The sequence below is a fragment of the Parerythrobacter lutipelagi genome (assembly GCF_005434975.1).
GTDB lineage: Bacteria > Pseudomonadota > Alphaproteobacteria > Sphingomonadales > Sphingomonadaceae > Parerythrobacter_A > Parerythrobacter_A lutipelagi.
This window is the reverse complement of sequence record NZ_SKCJ01000001.1, coordinates 1183077-1204863: the sequence shown is the minus strand read 5'-3', so window position 1 is coordinate 1204863 and position 21787 is coordinate 1183077. Positions and strand designations below refer to the sequence as shown.

Below are 21787 nucleotides of genomic sequence, written 5' to 3'. Positions count from 1 at the left end.
CGTTCATGGTTCGACCGGAGACCGCACCGTATCGGGACGCAGGGCCAATCCTCATCTGGCGTTCAGCCTCTCACCGCGATAGGTTGTGGTCAGATCGAGAGGCCCGAAACATGAAATTTTCCGCACTTATCCGTTCTGCAGCACTGGTGACGGCTGTTGCCCTGATCCCGGCGACGACATCGGGAATGGCGCAGGTCGATGGCCGCGTGGGTCCGGAATTCTCCAAACTGTTCGCCACCTACCAACGGATCAAAGCCAATTACGTTGAGCCGGTTGAAGACGAGAAGCTGATTCGCGGGGCGATCGACGGCATGCTTGCATCGCTCGATCCGCATTCGGCGTACCTCGACGGATCGGATTTGCAGCGTCTCGAAACGATGATCGACGGCAATTACTCCGGCCTCGGCCTGTCGGTGGTGATGGACGACGGCGCGGTGAAGATCATATCGCCGTTTCGCGGTAGCCCAGCGGAAGAAGCGGGCCTGAAGGCGGGGGACTTCATCACCCATCTCGACGGCAATCTGATCTATGGCGGCGACCTCGATGAAGCGGTCAGCCAGATGCGCGGAGCGGCGGGCACCTCGATCCGGCTGACGGTTTTCCGCCCCGGACGCGACGAACCGTTCGATGTCAGCGTGACTCGCGGCGTGATCGAACTGGAACCGGTTTCGCACAGCATAGCCGATGGCAATATCGGGGTGATCAGCGTGAACGAGTTTTCGCGCGATGTCGGTGCCGACGTATTTGCTGCGTGGAAAAAGATACAGACCGAGGCTTCGGGCCGGGTCAATGGCCTGGTGCTGGACCTGCGCTCCAATCCGGGGGGCTCGCTCGATGAAGCGGTAGCCTTGTCGGACCTGTTCCTCGATCGCGGCCGAATTGTATCACAGCGTGGGCGCGCCCGCGGCGAGACGATTTATTACGATGCCGAAACCGCTTTCCGTGGCCAGATTGCCGAGGGCATACCCATGGTCGTGTTGATCGATGCCGGGTCGGCTTCGGCTTCGGAAATCGTTGCTGGAGCGTTGCAGGATCACCGCCGTGCAGTGGTCATGGGCGATCGAAGCTTTGGCAAGGGCAGCGTTCAGTCGCTGCTGATGCTCGACAACACCAGTGCGCTCAAACTTACCACGGCACGCTATTATACGCCGTCTGGCCATTCGGTGCAGGAAGGCGGGATTACGCCCGATATCAAGGTGCCTCAGCTCTCTGACCCGGACATGGCGAGACGCGCCAAGTTCCAGATGCGCGAGTCCGATTTGCGCGGTCATCTGGTCAACGAAGCGGCGCTGAAGGACGAAGAGCTGGAGCGCGACAAGCGAGAAGACCCGCGCTTCACCTTGACCGCAGAGGAGCTGAAGGATCAGGGCGTGGAAGACTTTCAACTGCATTATGCGCTTCAGACACTGCGCCGCACCGCGCCGAACACGGTTGCACGCAGGAATTGACGCTCCTACTTGCGCATTATGATTGAAGCGCCTTCGACCCGGCTGGCCCAGCGGCTTGCACTTGGAATTCCGGCCCTGCTGATCGGCGGTGCGTATGTGTCGCAATACGGTTTCGGCTTGTTTCCGTGCGAAATGTGCTGGTGGCAGCGATATCCGCATTTCGCCGCGATCGCTTTGGCTTTGCTCTCTTATTTCGCGCCGCCGAAGAAATTGTGGATCGCGCTTGCAGCTGTAGCGATCCTCGTTTCAGGGCTGATTGGCGGCTTCCATGCCGGCGTCGAATACAAGTGGTGGGAAGGCATAACCGATTGCGCCACGACCAACGCTGCAGAGGGTGATGCACTTGAAGCGATTTTCAACGCTCCGCTCACGCGGTGCGATGAAGCGCCATGGACTTTGCTCGGTATCAGTCTGGCCGGATGGAACTTCCTGATCTCGATGGTCTCTGCCATCGCCATATTCTCTCTCTTGCCTGGCAAGGACCGCTCATGAGCCACCGCATCCCGACCAATCCCGATACCGAGCAGATGATCCGGGTTGACCAGGCCGGAGAATTCGGCGCAACCCGCATCTATGCCGGGCAGCTTGCCGTCATGGGAGACCGCCATCCGCTGTCGCCGGAAATCGCGCATATGGCCGCGCAGGAAGAGGGCCACCGGGCCAAGTTCGATGCATTGATGGCGCGGCGCGGCGTCCGGCCGACGGTTCTGCAGCCATTCTGGTCGGTTGCGGGCTATGCGCTAGGCGCAGGAACCGCCCTCCTCGGGCCTGAAGCCGCCATGGCTTGCACGGCGGCAGTCGAAGAAGAGATCGACCTGCATTACTCAGCTCAGCTTGACGAGCTCGCCGAAGCGGACGCCGATCCCGAATTGTCGGCGATGATCGAAGAGTTTCGCGAAGACGAGCGCGCCCACCGCGATGCCGCATTGGCCGCAGGAGCGGAGAAAGCGCCGGCCTATCCACTGCTGTCAGGCGCGATCCGTCTGGGTTGCCGTGTCGCGATCAAACTGGCTGAGCGCGTGTAAGCGGCGCTGCCGACCGTTATGCCCGCAAACGCGCTTCATATGGTATTCACGGCGTTCTATGGATGATGCCGTCAACAGACACTGGATGGAATTCGACATGAAACGCCTCGCACTCCCGATCTCGCTTGTTGCACTTGCTTTCGCCGCTGCCCCCTCCGTGGCTCAGATTGGACCGGACGAAACCCTGACCGACGATGTGTGCATGGTTATCGTCTACGGCGACGACGAAGCATCCAATTGCGGCGGCGAAGAGATTGTCGTCGTGGCGCGCCTGCCCGAAGGTGATCGCTACCGCATCCCTGAAAATCTGCGCTTCAGTTCAGATCCCGCCAACACCGCTTGGGCGGAGCGGGTCGAATCGCTCGAACTGATCGGCCGCTCCGGCACTTTGTCCTGCTCTACGGCGGGCGCCGGTGGCTTTCTCGGCTGCACGCAAGACCTGATCAATCGCGCTTATGGCGAAAGACGGACTGCAGATGCGGTTCGCTTCAGCGACCTGATTGCCGCAGCACGCGAAGATCGCCTAGCTCTGATCGACGAACAGGCCGCCGAGGACCAGGATCGGGTCGAGCAAATCGAACGCCAGTATCAGGAGCGCCTCGAGCGTGAGCGGGCTGCGGAACTCCCGGACGAAGAGAGCGAACAGCTGCCGCAGCCGGACGCATCGGCGCAGGGGACCGATCGAGACGAGTGAAGCAGGCGATCCGATGGTCAAGGCAAACGCACCTTTAACCTTGCCCTGCTAAGCGCCTCTTCATGTCGACACTTACTATCCTCACAGTCTTCGGCACCCGGCCCGAAGCGATCAAGCTTTTCCCCGTGTGCCATGCGCTGGAAGACGATCCGCGCTTCAACTCGCGCGTCTGCGTTTCAGGCCAGCACCGGGGGATGCTGGACCAGGTCCTCGATATTGCAGGTATCGCTCCGCATCATGACCTCGACGTCATGCAGCCGGATCAGTCACTCGATGCACTGACTGCGCGTTTGCTGACCGGGCTGGGCGAAGTGATGGACCAGGAAAAGCCCGACTGGGTTGTGGTTCAGGGTGATACGGCGACCGCCATGTGCGGTGCGCTTGCCGCCTATTATCGCAAAATCCCCGTTGCCCATGTCGAAGCGGGCCTGCGCAGCGGCAATATTCACCATCCGTGGCCCGAAGAGGTCAATCGCAAGGTTATAGGCAGCTTTGCCGCCCTGCATTTTGCCCCGACGGAAACAGCAGCCCGGGCGCTCAGGGCGGAGAATATCGATCCCGCGAGCATCCATGTTACCGGCAATACGGTTATCGATGCGTTGCACTGGATAACCGCCAAGGTGGAGCGCGAGCCGAATCTTGCGAAGGATCTCGCTCTGCTCGAAGCGCGCTTTGCGGGCAAGCGGATCATCGGCGTGACGAGCCACCGGCGTGAGAACTTCGGCGGCGGGATGGAGGGGATCGCCGAAGCGATCCGCCGCCTCGCTGCGCGCGAGGATGTCGCCATGATCTTCCCCGTTCATCTCAACCCCAATGTCCGCAAGGTCATGAACACAGAGCTTGAGGGGCTGGACAATGTCGCGCTGATCGAACCGCTGGACTATCCGCACTTCGCGCGTTTGCTCGATATCTCCACCCTCATTCTGACCGATAGCGGCGGTGTTCAGGAAGAGGGGCCTGCGCTGGGCAAGCCGGTGCTGGTAATGCGCGAAACGACCGAGCGACCCGAAGGCGTCGAAGCAGGCACGGCAAAGCTGGTCGGCACAGACGCGGACCGGATTGTCGAGGAAGCCACCCGGCTGCTCGACGATGAAGCCGCCTATTTCGCCATGGCGAAAGCGCACAATCCGTTCGGCGATGGCAAGGCAACGCAGCGCATTGTGGACCTGCTCGCGACGTAACACCAACATTACCGCTATGTTTACCACTCGCAGGTAAGGCTTTCTGCCGGACACAAACGGTAGGATTTTCATGCGCGGCGATACCAAACCTCAAGTATGCGTGATCGGGCTCGGCTACATCGGCCTCCCGACGGCGGCGATCATTGCCCGGGCCAATTGCCCGGTAACCGGGATCGACGTGTCGGATCACGTGGTCGAAACGATCAACCGTGGTGAAATCCACATCGAGGAAGTCGATCTCGACGGGCTGGTGCGCGGCGTGGTGCAGCGCGGTCTGCTCAAGGCTTCGACCCAGATCGCCCCTGCCGATGTCTTCGTTATCGCTGTACCGACCCCGTTCGAGCACGATGGCAAGCACACGCCGGATGTGTCTTATGTCATGTCTGCCGCGACCGAAGTGGCGGGCGTGCTCAAGAAAGGTGACTGCATCATCCTCGAGTCGACCTCTCCGGTCGGCACGACCGAACAGATGCGCGATCTGATTGCCGGGCTTCGCCCAGACCTGAAGATGCCGGGACAGACCGGCGAGATTCCCGATGTGTCGATCGCCTATTGTCCCGAGCGCGTGCTGCCCGGCAAGATTCTCGAAGAACTGACGCATAACGACCGTTCAATCGGCGGGATCACACCGCGCTGCGCCCGCAAGGCACTCGCATTCTACAAGCGGTTTGTGCGCGGAACATGCGTCACCACCGATGCGAAATCGGCCGAAATGACCAAGCTGGTTGAGAACGCCTATCGCGACGTAAACATCGCGTTCGCCAACGAACTCTCGATCATTGCCGACCACATGAAACTCGACGTGTGGGAAGTGATCAAACTCGCCAACCGCCACCCGCGGGTGAACATCCTCCAGCCCGGCCCGGGCGTGGGCGGCCATTGCATCGCTGTCGATCCCTATTTCATCATCCACGGCGCGCCTGAACAATCCCCGCTGATCCGCACAGGCCGCGAAGTGAACGATGCGAAGATGCACCATGTCGTAGCGCGGGCCGAGCAACTGATTGCTGAAAATCCGGGCGTGCCGGTTGCTTGTCTCGGCCTCGCCTTCAAAGCGAATATCGATGATTTTCGCGAAAGCCCGGCACGTTACGTCGCGTCGCGCCTCGCTCGGAAATTCGGTTCGCGAGTGTCGATCGTCGAGCCTTATGCGGGCGAACTGCCGGCCGAATTCAAGGATACCGGCGCGCAGCTGGTCGATCTCGATCACTCGCTGGAAAATTGCGGCATTCTCATCGTGCTGGTCGACCACGACGTTTTCAAGGTCGTGCCGAGTGAGGAGCGGTCCAGCGCTTTGGTCTACGACACGCGCGGAATCTGGCCGGATGCGAGCATGGAGACGGCCGAAAAAGCCGGGCTGCGCCTCGCCAGCTGATCAGACGTTGTAATACTCGCGGTACCAGCTGACGAACTGGCGGATCCCTTCACGATAATCGGTTTGCGGCTGATAGCCGGTCAGGCGTTTGAGCAATTCGGCATTGGCCCAGGTCGCGGGCACGTCACCCTTTTGCATGTCCATATAATTGCGCTTGGCCTCGATCCCGCATTCCTGTTCGATCGCCTCGATGAAGTCGAGCAGCTTGACCTTGTCGCTGTTACCGATGTTGACCACGCGGAACGGCGCGACGGGTGACAGGCTGTCGCCCGGCTCGATCTCATCCTTGCTATCGGGGCGCACTGGCGCGGCATCGATCAGCAAGCGTATCCCGCGCACCAGATCGGTCACGAAGGTGAAATCGCGATACATGTCACCGTGATTGTAGATATCGATCGGAGTCCCTTCGAGGATGCCCTTGGTAAACTTGAACAATGCCATGTCAGGGCGGCCCCACGGGCCATAAACGGTGAAAAAGCGGAACATCGTAGTCGGCAGATTCCACAGATGGGCATAGCTGTGCGCCATCGATTCGTTGGCCTTCTTGGTCGCGGCGTAGAATGTCATCGGGGTTTCGACCCGCTCCAGTTCGTCGAACGGCATCTGATCATTCGCGCCGTAGACAGAGCTGGTGCTGGCCATCAGCAGGTGATCGACCGCCAGCTCGCGGGCGCATTCCATGACGTTGAACGTTCCGGTAATATTGGCATCGAGATAGGCGCGCGGGTTCTCCAGACTGTAGCGTACGCCTGCCTGCGCGGCGAGGTGCACAATCACGTCGGGCTGCTCATCCATCATCAGCGCGCGCAGCTTGTCGAAATACTCCAGCATGCCGACATGGGCGCTGAAATGCTGATTCTGCAGCAACATCTGGTGCCGCCGTTCCTTGATGCGGACATCGTAATAGTCGGTCATCCCGTCGAAGCCGACCACCTGGAAACCCTCTTTCAGCAACAGCTGGGCGAGATGGAAACCGATGAAACCGGCGGTGCCGGTGACGAATACCTTGCGCATGGGAGGGCAGCCTCTTGGGTTAGCGTGCGCCGAACCCGCCAGCGATCACCCTCAGTGTCTTGAGAGAAATCAGCACGTCGAGCCAGAGCGAGATGTTTTTCACGTAGTAGAAATCGTAACGGAGCTTGTGCGTCGCGGTGTCTACACCGGTCACGTGCCCTTGGTTGACCTGAGCCCAACCGGTCAGGCCCGGGCGAACAATATGGCGATAGGAATAGAACGGGATCTCGTTCTCGTACCATTCGGACAGGCTGATCGCTTCGGGGCGTGGACCGATCCAGCTCATCTCGCCTTTGAGGATGTTCCACGCCTGCGGAAGCTCGTCCAGCCGCACTTTTCGCAGGAAGCGTCCGGCGCGGGTGATCCGGTCGTCCCCGTCCCGGGTCATCGCATCGTCACGCAAGGCAGTTTCGTTTTCATCGACTGTCCGATCGTGCATCGTGCGGAATTTGACCATCCGGAACACTTCACCGCGAAATCCCATACGCTCCTGCACGAACAGGATCGAACCTTTGGAATCGAGTCGAATCACCAGTGCAATTCCGCCCATCACCAGCAGTAGCAATGGCGCCAGTGCGATCGTTACGACGACATCGAAAGCACGCTTTGCAGCCATATATGGCAAGTTCGGGATCAGCGATCCCAGCACGTTCTCGCTAAGCCGATCGATCCTGACCTGACCGGTTTCGAGCTCTAGGATCTGGCGGTAATGATAGACCGGGATACCCTTCAGAGCTGCCAATGCGAAAAGCCGTTCCCATTCAGGCGGATGATCGAAATGGAGATCGCCTATTACAGAGCCGTTACCCTTTCCCCGCGCGACAATCGCCGCGAATTCATCGAGTGATGCGAGTGTGACGTGTTCCGGGCGCGGCCGCATTTCGGCAACCCGTCCGCCTGGCACGATGTAGAGCGCTTTGTTGCCCAGCCGGGTAATGGCGACCAACACATAGCTGGTGACCATCGTCGCGGCGAGGCAGGTGCCGAACAGTCCGATGGAATAGGGCATGCGGAATACGCCAATCGCGGTGGCCGCAGCGCCGAAAACCAGCAGGTTGAGCGGGACGACGTAAGACAAAAGCCGCGCCTTGGCATATTGGCGAAGGCGCGACAGGATATACCAGGATGCGACTGTTGCCGCAGTCGAAACCGCAAGCGTGCTAACCACGTAAGGCTGGCCAAGTAGCTCGCTTCGCCCGAGGAGCCACAGGACTGTGGGCAAGGCAATGCCGAACAGAAGGTAGCAAACAAACTGCACCGCCTGCAAGCTGAGCGGATGTGTTCGCTGGAGCGCGCGCGCTTCCGCTTGCTGCATCAGCATTGTTACTTCCCCTGGCCGCCCCCGCGGCGGCCCCTACGCATTCTTGCCTACTGTCTAGCGCACGCCGGCCGAGCTTGGCCAGCACCTTGGCGGATCAACCAAAATCATGCTCCAGAAACGGCTGAGCCTTCGCTACATCGTCAAGGCGTTTGAGCTGCGTGAGCAGTTCCTTGAGGCGATCGAGCGGCACTGCATTCGGCCCGTCGGATTTGGCATTCGCCGGGTCGGGGTGCGTTTCCATGAACAATCCTGAAACGCCCACCGCAACCGCCGCGCGCGACAGCACCGGCACGAATTCACGTTGTCCGCCAGAGCTCTTGCCCTGGCCGCCTGGAAGCTGGACCGAATGCGTCGCATCGAACACCACCGGGCGGCCGGTTTCACGCATGATGGCAAGGCTGCGCATGTCGGACACGAGGTTCTGATAGCCGAAGCTCGCGCCCCGCTCGCACACCATGATGTTGTCTCCGTCATGACCGGCTTCCTTCGCGGCGGTAACCGCCTTGTCGACGACATTGACCATGTCGCCCGGGGCCATGAACTGCGCTTTCTTGATATTGACCGGAATCCCGGCCGCCGCGACCGTGCTGATGAAATCGGTCTGGCGAGCCAGGAAGGCAGGGGTCTGCATCACGTCGACGACGGCGGCGACGGCAGAAACCTGTTCTTTCTCGTGCACATCGGTCAGCACCGGTACGCCCACTTCGCGCTTCACCTTGGCAAGGATTTCCAGCCCTTCCTCAAGACCTGGCCCACGGAAGCTTTTGCCCGAGGTGCGGTTGGCCTTGTCGAAGCTGCTCTTGTAGATGAAGTGGATGCCCAATTCGTCGGTGATCGCCTTGATCGCTTCGGAAGTGCGCATCGCCATCTCTTCGGATTCGATTACGCAAGGACCGGCGATCAGAAAGAAGGGCTGGTCGAGGCCGATAGGTTTGCCGCAAAGCTGCATGGTCTTGATTCTTTCAGATTGCTCACTGGAACCCCAACGCCCGTGCGGGCGTAAGGTGCCGGAATTGCTGTAGATAGAGGTTTCGCGCGCCCCTTAGGTCAAAAGCGCGCGTCAGTCGAGACCCATGAGCGCCAGCGACGCTTCTATATGCGGGATGTCGCTCGGGTTGTTGAGTTCCCATATTTCCCAGTCCGGCTGGCGCACCTCGACCACACGGATCGTCGCGCCAAGATCAAGGAAGCGGAGCTGTTCGAGCCCCTCCAGTTGTTCAAGCTGTGTCGGCCCTGCCGCAACATAGCGGCGCAAGGCCGAAGGCCGGTATGCGTAAAGCCCGATATGCAGCAGCACCGGCAGCTTTGTATCGTCGGCCTGCGATACGTCGAAATGCGGGATGATACGCTTGGAGAAATAATGCGCATCGCTCGCGCTCGACACGGCAGCGAACGTGCCGCCAACGATACCGACCTTCTCGTCGGCAACGAGCTTGTCATATAGGGTTCGGCTGCATCGCACGACCGGAGTCGCCACCTCGACTGACGGATCGGCGCGCATTGCGGAAATGAGGTCCTCGACGAACCAGTCGGGGATCAGCGGTGCATCGCCTTGCAGATTAACAACGATCTCCGGTTCGCTGTCCAGCGTGTCGAGCAATTCAGCGCAGCGTTCAGTGCCGTTTCGGCAGTCGGACGAGGTGAAGATCGCTTCCGCACCGAAATCGCGCGCAGCATCCAGGATTTCGTCACTGTCCGACGCCACCACGACGCGTGTGGCGGACGGAACCCGTTGGGCAGCTTCCCAGCTGCGATGGATCAGCGATTTTGCCGTGCCGGTGGCACCGTGCAGTTCAGCGAGCGGCTTGCCGGGGTAGCGCTGTGAGGCATAGCGGGCAGGAATTACGATCAGGATGTCGCCGGACATTTGGAAAGCTCCGTTGGCGGTTTTCTGGCGCGCTAGGCGCTGTGCGGATGCGAGACAAGCTCGGCGATGGCCTGACGGTATCGGTCGATGACGATGGCAACGTTGTATTCCGCTTCCATTTTTACGCGGCCGGCCTCGCCCATCGCCTGACGTTCGGAGGGCGAAAGCGCGGCAAATCGGCGGAAGCTTTCAGCGAGGTCTAGCGCGCTGCGGACTTCGCACAACAGACCCGACTTTCCGTCATCGACCACGGCACGGCAGCCCGGCACGTTGGTGGTGATAACCGGACGGCCCATCGCCGCCGCCTCGATCAGCGAACGCGGTGCGCCTTCGCGATAGGATGGCAGGACAACGCAGTGGGCAGCCTCTACGAAGGGGCGCACATCGTCTGTCGAGCCGAGATATTCGACGGAGCCGTCATCGAGATAAGGCTGGAGTTCAGCCTCCGAAATCACGGTGCGGTTCGCCGCACCGAGCGGGCCGAGCAGCTGGAAACGGCAATGCGGAGAAGTCTGGCGCACCGCGCGAGCGGCTTCGAGGTATTCCATCGTCCCTTTGTCGCGGATCAGGCGCGAGATCATCAGGAACGACAGATTCCCGCCTTCATCCGGCAAAGGCGAAGCGGCGAATTTCGTCAGGTCGATGCCCGATCCGGGCAGCAAACGCATCTGCTCGTCCCGCAGCAGCCCGTTGGCGATCAGGAAGTTGCGGTCGTCCTCGTTCTGCACGAAGATGATTGGCAGCTTGCCCATGCCGTGACGGTAAAGCGCCTTGCCAGCCATAAACATCGGTTTCGAGCCGAGGAAAATCGTGCCCAGCCCCGTGACATTGGGCAGGAACGGGATGTGCAGCTTGCGCGCCGCCATCGCGCCGAAGATGTTGTTCTTGATCGTATAGCTCAGCACGACATCCGGCTGGAGTGCAGAAAAATGCCGCCTAAAATTGCCCACCAGGCCAAGGTTCTGCGCCAATCCCAGACCGCGCACATCCATCGCAAGGTCGACAAATGTCGCGCCGATGCCTTCGAGTTTGCCGGCTGTATCGTCGCGCGGTGCGAGCACGGTGACGTCATGCCCGTCCGCCACCAATGCTTGGACCAGCGGGCGGCGGAAATTCCAGATATTCCACGCGGCGTTGACGGTCAGGCAGATCCGCATGATCCGGCCCTCGGCTCAGGCGACGCCTGCGCGCAGGCAATCGTGGATATGCACCAGTCCGACAAACACCCCGGTCTCGTCCAGCACTGGCAGCGCGCTGATATTGCGCTCGTTCATTACGCCGGTCGCTTCTTCCAGCAGCATGTCCGGGTCGGCGGTCGTGGGCGCTCTTGTTGCCGTGTCGATCGCGTTGCGACCGAGCAGACCGTCCATATTGCGGCGCAAATCGCCATCGGTGATGATGCCTGACAATTTGCCGTCGGCACCGACCACTCCGGTGACGCCAAATCCCTTGGCGCTCATTTCCAGCAGCACTTCGCTCATCGGCTGGTCCTCGCGCACCACCGGCAATTCCTTGCCGCTGTGCATGACGTCGCGCACGCGAAGGAATTGCGCGCCGAGCTTTCCGCCGGGATGGAAAACGTGGAAATCCTCTTTCTGGAAGCCGCGCATTCGCATGACTGCGACTGCCAGGGCATCGCCGAGGGCGAGCGTGCAAGTGGTAGAGGTCGTCGGCGCCATGCCGACGCTGCACGCTTCCGCTGCATCGGGCAATTGCAGCAACACTTCGCTGTGCCGCGCGAGTGTGCTGTCGGCGTTCTTGGTCATCGCGATCATCGGGATGTCGAACCGCGCAATGTAAGCGAGCAGCCCATGCAATTCAGCGGTTTCGCCCGAGTTGGAGATCACTATGCACACATCGTCCCGGGTGATCATGCCGAGATCGCCATGGCTGGCTTCGGATGGATGGACGAAGAAAGACGGTGTCCCGGTAGAGGCGAGCGTGGCCGCGATCTTGCAGCCGATATGTCCCGATTTGCCCATCCCGGAAATAACCACGCGCCCCTGGCAATCGCGCAGCAGCGCCGCAGCATCGTCGAACTTGTCGCCGAGTGCGGCCGCCATCTGTTCAAGCGCGGCGATTTCCGTCCGGATTACTTCTGCGCCGCTTGCCGCGGGGCTGACTTCGTGGGTCATGTCAGACTTTCTTCATTGGGTTATTTTTGCGCTGCGGCCGGGAGAAGCGTGTTCATTCTTGTCCGGTAAAGAGACCTGATCGGACCTTGAACGATTAGCAGGTCCATACGGGATACAATCCATGAGAGAAAGATCATGAATACCGTCACTGCCATCAGCTTTGCGCCAACTGCTCCAGTCGATCCGAAATTGTCGGCCAGCGTCGTCCCGATCTTGGAATGGAGCAGGTAAAGCGGATAGGTCACCAACCCAATATCCCGCGCGTATCGAACCTTTGCCGTACTGAGCGGGCCAAGAGTAAGCAGCGCAAATATGGCGAAAAGCGCAACGAGAACAGTCGCACCGACAAACCCGTCGAATCCGAGGGCTTCTGCTCGGACGTAGGCCCCGATCGTTGCCAAGACCATCATGGCAGTAACGCTGATGATGGCGAGTAATACGTCTCGGCCCTGACTGAGATTAAAAAACCCCATCCCAATCAGGAAAAGGGCGAGATACGAGGCCTCAGAGAGCGCAAACAGGGATAGTAGGATCAGGAGAACCGGGCCCGCCGCGAGCAGGACCCTTTCAAAGTGCCGAACACGACAGAGTATTAGCGCAAACACAATGGCATAAAAGAATATTTCGTAGGCCAACGTCCAATAGACGCCGTCGTAAGGCTTCACTCCAAGGTATGATGGCAAGATCGTCACGTTTGCGAGATACTCGACTAATCCCAGAGCCCGAACGCCAGTTATATGCAAGATCAGCGCAGTCGCTGTCATGCATATCAAGAACGTTGGCCAAATGCGGAAGAAGCGTGATTCAAAAAATTGTAGTGGGGACTTACCCCTCGAAGAGAAAGCAATCACAAACCCTGATATGATGAAAAAGAATTCGACACCCATATAACCGTATTTGGAGATCGGCAGGAGGAAAGCCGGTATCACTTCGGCATTTTCAATATGAGCGTAAGTATAGATATAGTGATAGACCAAGACCCAGCCAGCACAAAGAAAGCGCGCGATATCGAGCAAATCGAATCGGCCTGTCTGCCTTTTCACGCTTCCTTCAACTGACATTGAACAAGGCTCCTGGATCTCGCCTGCGTTTATCGGACTGCGCGCTGCCCTAAAGCCCTGTGCAGACAACTCAAGCTTGGCGTAAACTCAAGCCAATAGCGCTCGTATCGATGCCCGTCGCTCGCCTGGCAAAATACCACAGTAGTGCGTTCCAAACTGCGCTGGCGATGGCGTTGGATAATGCCGCTCCGAGCAGCCCGTAGTTCGGGATCAGTACGAAACATGCCAGTATGTTCGTTAACAAGGCGACGGCAGTGATACGCATAGCAATGAATTCGCCGTGACTCATGATGAGTAGAGCGTGTGCCATTCCGACCATCGCACTGAAACAAAAACCGAGCGAGATTATCAGGGCGGGTAGGGCGGACGCCGTGAAATCGCTTCCAAAGAGGAACCCGAAAATCCAGCCTCCGCCGATCAGCAAGGCTATCGGGAGCGGAATGGCCGCGAGCAGAGCGAGCCGCGAGAGATGGGTCGCAGTCTTTGCCGCACCTTCCCTGTCACCCTTCGCCAGCAGGTTGGAAAATCGCTGCCCTGCCAGCATGTTCAGTGCGATGTAGCCGAAATTGGCCAGCATCGCGATTTGCAGCGCTGCGCGGTAGTGCCCGACCTCTTCCGCGTTGCTGAGACTGCCCAGCAACAATAGGTCGACATAGCCGTTGAGCTGGACCAGCCCGGCGCTCCCCGCAAGCGCGGCGGCGCTGGTGATCCAAGCCCGCCGCGTCGTGCGATCGACTTCGCGCGTTGGGCGGATCTGGGTTACGCGAGAGAGGATCCACTGCCCGAACAGGGCACTGAGCACAGCGGCGAGTGCGACCGCGCCAAACACCCCGAGCATGACTTGCGCAATGCCGTCCGGGCGCACCGCAAACCAAAGGACACCGATCCCCCCGATCAGGAATACCGGTCGCAGCAGCATTTCCGGAAGTTGCGCAAGCGCCGGGCGATCGATGCCGCGCAGGCTGGCCATTCGCAGCGCGCTGATCTGATCCGCCAGCAGAGCAGTCGCCAGCAAACCGATCGCGCCCAATCCCACTGGCGCGATCGCGGCGGCAATATCTGTCCGGCCAATCCACAACGCGGCGTATCCGGCCAGAGCAGCCAACAGAGCCGCCCCTAGCGCGCCGAAGGTCCCGTACCGCGCCATTGCGCGTGACAGGCCATCGAGCCGACCTTCTTTCGCGACACTGCGCAGCAGCATGCCTCCCCAGCCATAGGAAATCGGCACGCTCGCCAGCATCATCAGTGCAATGCAATAGGCGTATACTCCCAATGCCTCGGTCCCGAAGGCGCGGGCGAGAACAATCGACACCGCAACCCCGAGACCGGTGCCGACAATCCTCAGCCCGGCTACCGACGCGGCCTGTTCGACGAGCTTGCGCAGCATCAGCGCGCCTGCCTGCTGTGCCAGGCCTGGAACATGAGCACGTTCCACAACAGGGTTTCGTGGTCGCGCTTGCCCGACAGATGCTCGGCCCAGCGCTGCCGAACTTCTGCTGCGTCAAGCAGACCGCTTCGTTCGAGCGAAGCGCATGACAATTCGCTTTCGGCCCAATCGCGCAGGCCGGTGCGCAACCAGCGGCCTACCGGGATGGCGAAACCAGCTTTCGGCCGGTCTACCAGTTCGCGCGGGACACGCGCATAAAGCATTTCCCGCAGCAATCGTTTGCCGATCCCGGCCCCGGCGCGCATTTCGGCGGGCAGGCTCCAGGCAAACCGGTAGAGATCGCGTTCAAGATAGGGTGTGCGGGTTTCCAGCGCGACTGCCATGGCGGCCCGATCGACCTTCACCAGAACATCGTCCGGCATGTAGTTCATCGTGTCGACCAGCATCGCGCGATGGGCGAAATCGAGTGACGCGGCGCGCGGGTCCTGCCGCTGCGACAGGCGTGACAGCGCGACGTCTTGCGTCAGAAGGTCTTGCGGGGTATCGGAGGTTGCGAGCAAACGGTCGTGGAAAGCGGCCTCGTCTTCAGTCGCAATGACCCGCGCCAGCTTCTGGACTTTCTCTCCTGCCCGACCTGCGGCCAGCTCGCCGGGAATAAACCGTCCTGCGCTCTCGACCAGCCCCGATGGCAATGCTGCCAAGGTCCCGCCGATAGCTTTGCGCATAGCGGTTGGAAACTTCGAAACCCGGTTCCAAACCTTTGGTCCGGTGAAATAGCGATTGTACCCGCCGAAAATCTCATCGCCGCCATCTCCCGACAGGGCGACCGTCACATGTTCGCGGGCCATGCGTGAAACCAGGAATGTCGGGACCTGGCTCGAATCCGCAAAGGGTTCGTCGTGGATGCCGGATATCAGCGGAATAGCGTCCTGCGCTTCAGCGGGAGAGAGGACCAGCTCGGTGTGATCGGTCCCGAGGTGCTGCGCGACTGCCCGTGCCGCAGGCGATTCGTCGAAGCCGTCCTCGTCCATCCCGATCGAGAATGTGCGCACCGGGCCCGATGCTGCCGCCTGCATCAGCGCCACGGTCATCGAACTGTCGACCCCGCCGGAGAGAAAAGCGCCAAGCGGCACGTCCGACACCATACGCCGCCGGGTGGATTCCAGCAGCAGCGCGTCTCCCGCCAGCCGCGCGTCCTCGAGCGAGCCGTCGAACATATCTGCCCGCGCTGACAAAGCATCGGCAACCGGATCCCACCAGGCAGACGGCGCAGGTGTTTTCCCCGAACGGACATCGTCGAGCGTAACGGAGACGCTTTGCCCCGGCGGCAATTTGGCTATCCCCTGCCAGATCGACTTCGGACCGGGAACATAGGAATATTTGAAGAAATCGCCCAGCGCATCGAGGTCCATTTCCGGAGCGAAGCCAGGCAATGCTTCGAACGCCTTCAGTTCCGAAGCGAACAGCAAGCTGCCGTGCCAGATGCCGTAATAGAGCGGTTTTTCGCCGAAAGCATCACGGATCAAAGTGAGCTTTCGCGTCTGCCGGTCGAACAGCGCAATGGCGAACATGCCGTCGATCTTGTCCAGAACTGCCTGGACCCCGTCACGCGCAAACCCTTCGAGCAGGACTTCGCTATCCGAATGGCCGCGCCACTCGATCACCCCGTGGCGCGACTCGAGATCGGCGCGAAGCTGAGTATAATTGTAGATCTCGCCGTTGAACGCCATCGTCCAGCGGCCATCCTGCGAATGCATCGGCTGCGACCCGGCCGGCGTGAGATCGATGATCGACAGGCGCAGATGGCCGAGCGCGACCTGAGCCTCTGCATCGAGCCAGAAACCTTCGGCGTCCGGACCGCGATGCATGATCGCCCGAGACATCGTCTCTAGCGCTGAGCGAGGGTCGCCGTCCGTCGCTCCGAAGCCGAGAAAACCTGCCAATCCGCACATGATTTAGTTCAGCCCCAGACGAAATGTTCGCGGCAACCGGCGTGTCCCGCTGCGAGCCGCAGATAGCGGGGCATGTTCCTGTTGCACAGGCCTTTGAACAAACGCGGGACGAGAGAAATTCCCGCCTGCTGATCGAGCTTCCCGGCGTCTGCCGGTGCCGAGCAGACCGCGATATCGCGCTTGCCATAAGCGAAGGCGAGCAAGAGCTCACCCCCGTCGACGAGCGCATGTGGATATTGCGGCGATCGCCAGACGAATTCGCTGTACTGCCCTTCCAAAGCCAGCCGGTACAGCTTGCCATAGGTCGTGCCGCTGTCTTCGCTCACCGCAAGATGCAGCAGCGCGCGGTGCACGTCCGGCTCAAAATTTCCCACCAAAGCCGCCGATCCGTCGGCCAGGTCGAGTGGGACGAATTTGCTCGCGTCGGACGGGAAATCGAGCGGGAAAGGTTCCTGCCACCGCTCGTCGATGACGGAAGTCGCCCAGAGCCGGCCATCAGCTGTGTTGTTGTTGCGCAGCAGTACGTTTGTCGTGCTTTGGTCATTGCCGATCACGACCGGTTCGTCCGCCAGATAGAGTCCAGCGTCACCTTGAGTGGGCACAGCGGGCACGGGCATCGCGTCGCCGATTTGCCAGGTCAGCCCGTCATCTTCGCTGGTCGCGAGATAGGTTTGACGGTCCTGATCTCGCAGCGCCATGAAGGACTTGCCGCCAAAGCTGCGCGGCGCATAGTTGTTGAGATAACCCTCGAGAACAACTCGGCTGAATTGCCAGCCCTCGTCCGGTCCCAGCCATTCACTTTCGAGAATCGCAATATTGCGGTCGCTTTCATACTCCGCGGAATTGGAAAATTCTTTGCCATTGCGAAAGAATGTGTCGCCCGTGTGTGTCGCGTACCAAGCGTAGAGCTTCCCGCCGCGCTTAACAAAGCCGCGGGCGATGATTCCGTGTTCCGGCGCAGGATCGGAGAGCTTGTCCGGCTCACTCCAAGTCTTTCCATCGCGTGAGGTCGCATATCGCACCACTCCGCCAGGCTGGTCTTCCGACCCGTACCAATAGCTGAACATCGCGAAATAGAGACCATCGTGCTTCGCGAGGTAAACGTGATTGCGATGTGGCAGGCGGCCGAGATCATTCAATTCGCCGCCGCTCGCGACCAATCGGCATTGCATTGGCAAGTCGCGGATCTCCACCGCAGTCAGGCGCGGTGCAGCGTGGGGACGGACGCCTTCCTGGTTGACGACGGGGGGCCGGCTTGCCGCAACAAGCACATACCAGAATACGAAGGCGAGCAGGGCCAAGAACGCGATCAAAGCCAGGCGCACTGCCGGTCGCAGGATGCGGCGCGTTCTGGAGCGCTGGGCTGACATGCCGCGCCTTCGCCGGCCTCAGGCCTTGGTGCCGACAGCAACCCAATACGGCATATTATCCGAGAACGTGATGTTCTCGAGACCGCAGGCTGTCATCATCGCGGTGATTTCCTGCCTCGTAAAGCGTTGTTCAAGCGGGGTGCCGAACCGATCGCGACTGTCCGTCCGCATGGTGAGGAAGCTCTTGTCGCGGTAATAGGCGAGCGGGAAACTTTCGACCTTCGCACCGAGCTTTTCCGCCGCCGCCGCGCCGCGGGCCAGCGGGAAGTAGATACTTGCCGCCGCAATATCGGTTGCGGCGTTCTTCAAGCCTGCCGGCATCCGCGAAATACCGCTGCGCAAGACTTCGCTCGTCTTCCAGACCGCGCGGAACCATGCCGGACGGTTATCGAACCGGTAATAGAGGTAAAGGAGGAACGGAGCGCCGGGCTTCAGCAGCCGCGTGCAATCCGCCAAGGCAGACTGCGTATCCGGAATATGATGCAGGACACCGAGCGAATAGCCAAAATCCTGACTACCGTTCTCCAGCGGCGCGGTGTCGGTCGTTGCATGATGGAAACGGACATTCGGCATATCGGCCAGATTGCGCTGTGCCACCTTGAGCGCCTCAGCTGCAGCATCGATGCAGTTGAGCGTGCCCACGCGAGGCGCGGTCACACTGGCCCATCGACCGGATCCGCACCCCATGTCGAATCCCTCGGATTTGTCCGGCAGACTGTCCCACGGGAATTGCGAGAAATAGTCCGAGAAGATCTGCTGCTTTTCTTCCGCTGAAAGGTCCGACTGGTCGTGGCTCGACCACTCGTGGCCGAACGAGTCCACCGTGCGCGGGTCGACATTGGAACTGGACTGGCTCACGCGCGGCCCCCTTGGATGATTTCTGACAGCATGTTTTCCCATTTGTCCGCAACGGAGGTGAGGGAGTATTCCCTGACCGATTCCGGCCCCGCAGCACCTAGCGTCTCCCGTAGCGGGGGATCGGCCATAAGTCGCCGCAAGGCACCGGCCAGCGCTTCGACCCGGTTTTCGCCGGGATCGACCAACAGCCCGTTTTCCTCGTGCCGGATGAGCTGCGCCGTGCCAAGGCAATCGGCAAAGCCCACCGCCGGGCAGCCTGTAGCAAGCGCTTCCGCCGTCACAAGCCCGAAAGACTCATACAGCGATGAAATCGCGAAAATCGAAGCGCGGGCATACTCGGCCGGTGTATCACGAACGTAGCCGAGCAAATCGATCCGGTCTCCGTAGCCGCTGCGAGACATCTCGGCTTCGATCTTGCCGCGCAGGTGTCCGTCACCTGCAATGCGCAACCGCCAATCGGGAAATTCGCCTGCAACCAGCGCAAAGGCGCGGATCAGTGTCGGGTAGTCTTTCTCTGCCATCAGGCGCCCGACCGACAGGATGACCGGTTCCCGCCGACTATCTCCGGCTCGCGCGCTCAACGCATCGAAGTCGATCGCGTTGGGGATGGCATGCATCCGGCCCTGCCACCGCTCCGGCTGGGCCAGCCGCGACGCCTCTGACGGGATGGTAATGGCGTCCGAGCGCGCGAAAATGGTGTCGCGCAACAATTTTTGCACCCGTCGGCCTTCGTAGTGGATGCCATCAGTGTGCTCGCTTGCGATGAAGGGCACGCTGGTACCGAGCAAGCCAAGCCCGACCGGCACGAAGGTCGAATGCATGAAGGCAACCACAGCGTCCGGTGCTTCGCTGCGGACGAGATTGCGGACCTTGCGCATGATCCCGGGAAGTTCCGCTGCACGCGTCGGCTGAGCGGGGCCGCTGTGACCGAGCGAATGGATCGGGATCGCAGGATCGAGATCATAGAAGAACGATTCGCCGACGGGATCGAAAGTCGCGACAAGAATTTCATGTCCGCGCGCGCGCAACGCATTGACAACGTCGACGAAGACGCGCTCCGCTCCGCCGCCCGAAACCACCAGCCCTTTGATCGCGAACAACAGCTTCATTGCTCAGCCCGAAATGCGCTCGCTGCCCGGGCTTGCAGGCTCGAGATCTGGACGCGTCGGATAGGTAACCAGCACCTTGTTGTTTTCATCGAGAGGTTTGACGTATTTGGCCGGCATGCCGGCGACGATCGCCCAGTCGCCTTCGATCCGTTTGGTAATGACCGAGCCGAGGCCAATGACGCAATATTCACCAACCGAGGTGTTGGCGATGAATTGCACATTCGCGCCGACATAACAGTTGCGTCCGATGGTCACCGGGCCGGATTTCTGGCGGTTGTGCGTCCAGATATTCGAATTGCGTCCCGCGAAGACGACGTTTTCGCCGAATTCCACCCGGTCGGTAAAGTCGATCTTGTGGTTCACTGTGATGACCGAGCCTGCTCCGACCTTCAGCACGGGATCGCATTCACCGAGCACCAGTGGATCGAGGATCGAATTGATCTCGTTAAACCGGAAAATCTGACTTCTGTCGCCGATCTCGACCAGGTCGCCCCCAAGGATGCGATTACCGAAACCGATGATCACTCTAGAGCCGATCCTCAGGTCCTTTGTGCGATAAAGAATGTTGAAGTGGCCGATCCGTGTCTGCTCGCCAATAACGCATTTGTCTGCCACGATCGCGCTGAGGCCGATCTTTACCCCGCGCCCGAAACGATAACCGAATAGCAGACGATAGATGGCCTTTTTGATGATGCTCGGGAACGGTACAAGCAACAGCGCTACGATAAGGCGAAATTTCATCTGTCTCGTGTTCCCGGTCCGGCCAGACAGAGCGTCAGGGCAGCGTCTTTGACATCACGCAAGGCATCGCTAATGCGGGGCACCACGATTACGCCCTTGCTGGCGAAGGGCCGATACGGCATCTGACCCAGCGAGACAACCACGCATCGGAGCGACGCGCCAAATGTGGCCTTTCCTTGTTTTTGGCGGAATATATGCTGGCGCAGCCTCTTTAGGGAGACCGGGCAAGCCGGCGACGATTCCCTGGGCGGCTCTGTTTCTTATCACGGTTCTGTTTGTCGGGCTGCGGCACCATGTCGGCATGGACTGGAACAATTACCTGCGCATGATCCATTCGGTGGATACCGCAAGGGATATGGCACAGGCGCTTTCCGTCAGCGAACCGTTTTACGCGCTGCTGCTGGCCTTCGGCAATTGGACCGGCGGCGGCATGTATGTGGTCAATTTCATTTCCACTTGTGCAGTCATGCTCGGCGTGTTTGCCTTCGCGCGCCGTACTCCGGAGCCTTGGTTGGCACTGGCCGGTGCCTTGCCGATGTTCATTGTCGTTGTTTCAATGAGCGCGAACCGGCAAGCACTCGCCGCCGGTCTCATAATGTTGGTGATGGCATACTGGTCGCGTTTGTCGCTACCGGTGCGTGCGGGACTGATCGTACTCATTGCCGGATTTCATGCGAGCGCGGTCGTATTCCTCGCTTTTGTCGCGATTGATCTCAAACTCCCACGAGCAATCAAATTTGGCGGGATTGCGGTTTTCGGCCTCTTGGCGATTTACATTCTGCAGCAATCGGGTTTCGGCGACTATTATAACCAGTCCTACGGCGAAGGGCAGAATGAATACACACAATCGAGCGGCGCGTTCTACCATGTTGCATTGAACGCAATCCCTGCATCGCTCTATTTTCTGCTCCCGAAATATCGTTCCGTGCTGTTCCCCACCCCTTTGCTGCGCAACATAGCATTTGCCGCCATAGCAACTGCATTGCTGGTGCCATTTGCCTCAGCGGCGGCAGGACGGATAACGCTCTACTGGTTCCCCATGTCGATGTGGGTCTGGGCGACATTACCGTCGATCGTCCAGCCATGGCTGGCCCGGCCGGCCCGCCTGTTCATTGCCGGAACGATGTTCGCAATCATGGTTTTCTGGTTGATGTTCGCCAACTCGTCGGCGGGCCACATCCCATATGGAAACGCGCTTTTTCTTGAGCCGTGGGAACTGGAAATCGGAGTTCTGCCTTAATTCAATGAC

At 60.0% G+C, this 21787-nt stretch carries 20 protein-coding genes; 7 read left to right on the top strand and 13 right to left on the bottom strand.

Translation table 11 applies throughout. The features are described 5' to 3' along the window. The first annotated feature begins 110 nt into the window (after window positions 1-110). From E0502_RS05995 to wecC, 6 genes are all read left to right on the top strand, one after another. Complete coding sequence (locus E0502_RS05995; RefSeq protein ID WP_137677001.1) at window positions 111-1448, top strand: S41 family peptidase; 1338 nt, start codon at window positions 111-113, stop codon at window positions 1446-1448. An 18-nt stretch (window positions 1449-1466) separates the two neighbouring features. Next, a complete protein-coding gene (locus E0502_RS05990) occupies window positions 1467-1940 on the top strand; it encodes a disulfide bond formation protein B (protein WP_137677000.1) in 474 nt (157 codons plus the stop codon). Then, entirely contained in the window at window positions 1937-2473 is a 537-nt protein-coding gene (locus E0502_RS05985) for a demethoxyubiquinone hydroxylase family protein (RefSeq protein WP_137676999.1), read from the top strand. Before E0502_RS05990 ends, E0502_RS05985 begins: the two co-directional genes overlap by 4 nt. Before the next feature lie 97 nt (window positions 2474-2570). Next, window positions 2571-3167, top strand: a complete 597-nt coding sequence (locus E0502_RS05980; protein WP_137676998.1) for a hypothetical protein — start codon at window positions 2571-2573, stop codon at window positions 3165-3167. Between the two features lie 62 nt (window positions 3168-3229). Next, entirely contained in the window at window positions 3230-4348 is a 1119-nt protein-coding gene (gene wecB / locus E0502_RS05975) for a non-hydrolyzing UDP-N-acetylglucosamine 2-epimerase (protein WP_137676997.1), read from the top strand. Between the two features lie 70 nt (window positions 4349-4418). Next, window positions 4419-5723: a UDP-N-acetyl-D-mannosamine dehydrogenase gene (gene wecC, locus E0502_RS05970; protein ID WP_137676996.1), complete on the top strand. Its 1305-nt coding sequence runs from the start codon at window positions 4419-4421 to the stop codon at window positions 5721-5723. On the opposite strand, the gene E0502_RS05965 is transcribed toward wecC, so the two are convergent. From E0502_RS05965 to E0502_RS05905, 13 genes are all read right to left on the bottom strand, one after another. Continuing rightward, window positions 5724-6737, bottom strand: coding sequence for an NAD-dependent epimerase/dehydratase family protein (locus E0502_RS05965; protein WP_137676995.1), 1014 nt, complete (start codon window positions 6735-6737; stop codon window positions 5724-5726). 19 nt (window positions 6738-6756) lie between these two features. Beyond that, complete coding sequence (locus E0502_RS05960) at window positions 6757-8058, bottom strand: sugar transferase (RefSeq protein WP_137676994.1); 1302 nt, start codon at window positions 8056-8058, stop codon at window positions 6757-6759. 94 nt (window positions 8059-8152) lie between these two features. Continuing rightward, entirely contained in the window at window positions 8153-9007 is an 855-nt protein-coding gene (gene kdsA, locus E0502_RS05955; RefSeq protein WP_137676993.1) for a 3-deoxy-8-phosphooctulonate synthase, read from the bottom strand. Between the two features lie 111 nt (window positions 9008-9118). Then, window positions 9119-9925 carry a 3-deoxy-manno-octulosonate cytidylyltransferase gene (locus E0502_RS05950; RefSeq protein ID WP_137676992.1) on the bottom strand — a complete coding sequence of 269 codons (807 nt, stop codon included), beginning with the start codon at window positions 9923-9925 and terminating at the stop codon, window positions 9119-9121. Between the two features lie 32 nt (window positions 9926-9957). Then, window positions 9958-11082: a glycosyltransferase family 4 protein gene (locus E0502_RS05945; protein WP_137676991.1), complete on the bottom strand. Its 1125-nt coding sequence runs from the start codon at window positions 11080-11082 to the stop codon at window positions 9958-9960. 15 nt (window positions 11083-11097) lie between these two features. Continuing rightward, a complete protein-coding gene (locus tag E0502_RS05940) occupies window positions 11098-12060 on the bottom strand; it encodes a KpsF/GutQ family sugar-phosphate isomerase (protein WP_137676990.1) in 963 nt (320 codons plus the stop codon). A 20-nt stretch (window positions 12061-12080) separates the two neighbouring features. Continuing rightward, window positions 12081-13121, bottom strand: a complete 1041-nt coding sequence (locus tag E0502_RS05935) for an acyltransferase family protein (RefSeq protein ID WP_137676989.1) — start codon at window positions 13119-13121, stop codon at window positions 12081-12083. A gap of 70 nt (window positions 13122-13191) precedes the next feature. After that, window positions 13192-14508, bottom strand: a complete 1317-nt coding sequence (locus E0502_RS05930) for a lipopolysaccharide biosynthesis protein (RefSeq protein ID WP_137676988.1) — start codon at window positions 14506-14508, stop codon at window positions 13192-13194. Continuing rightward, complete coding sequence (gene asnB, locus E0502_RS05925) at window positions 14508-16460, bottom strand: asparagine synthase (glutamine-hydrolyzing) (RefSeq protein WP_137676987.1); 1953 nt, start codon at window positions 16458-16460, stop codon at window positions 14508-14510. The genes E0502_RS05930 and asnB overlap by 1 nt, the downstream gene beginning before the upstream one ends. 8 nt (window positions 16461-16468) lie before the next feature. Then, the gene (locus E0502_RS05920) at window positions 16469-17830 is read right to left on the bottom strand and encodes an exo-alpha-sialidase (protein WP_137676986.1); all 1362 of its coding nucleotides are present in this window, start codon (window positions 17828-17830) and stop codon (window positions 16469-16471) included. Between the two features lie 18 nt (window positions 17831-17848). Beyond that, a complete protein-coding gene (locus E0502_RS05915) occupies window positions 17849-18688 on the bottom strand; it encodes a class I SAM-dependent methyltransferase (RefSeq protein ID WP_204517927.1) in 840 nt (279 codons plus the stop codon). Further along, window positions 18685-19797, bottom strand: a complete 1113-nt coding sequence (locus tag E0502_RS05910; RefSeq protein WP_137676984.1) for a glycosyltransferase family 4 protein — start codon at window positions 19795-19797, stop codon at window positions 18685-18687. Before E0502_RS05910 ends, E0502_RS05915 begins: the two co-directional genes overlap by 4 nt. A 3-nt stretch (window positions 19798-19800) precedes the next feature. Further along, window positions 19801-20538 (bottom strand): acyltransferase, encoded by a 738-nt coding sequence (locus E0502_RS05905; protein WP_137676983.1) that lies wholly within the window; start codon window positions 20536-20538, stop codon window positions 19801-19803. A gap of 163 nt (window positions 20539-20701) precedes the next feature. Here E0502_RS05905 and E0502_RS05900 point away from each other — a divergent pair, with 163 nt between their 5' ends. Next, window positions 20702-21778, top strand: a complete 1077-nt coding sequence (locus E0502_RS05900) for an EpsG family protein (protein ID WP_137676982.1) — start codon at window positions 20702-20704, stop codon at window positions 21776-21778. Window positions 21779-21787: the final 9 nt, after the last annotated feature.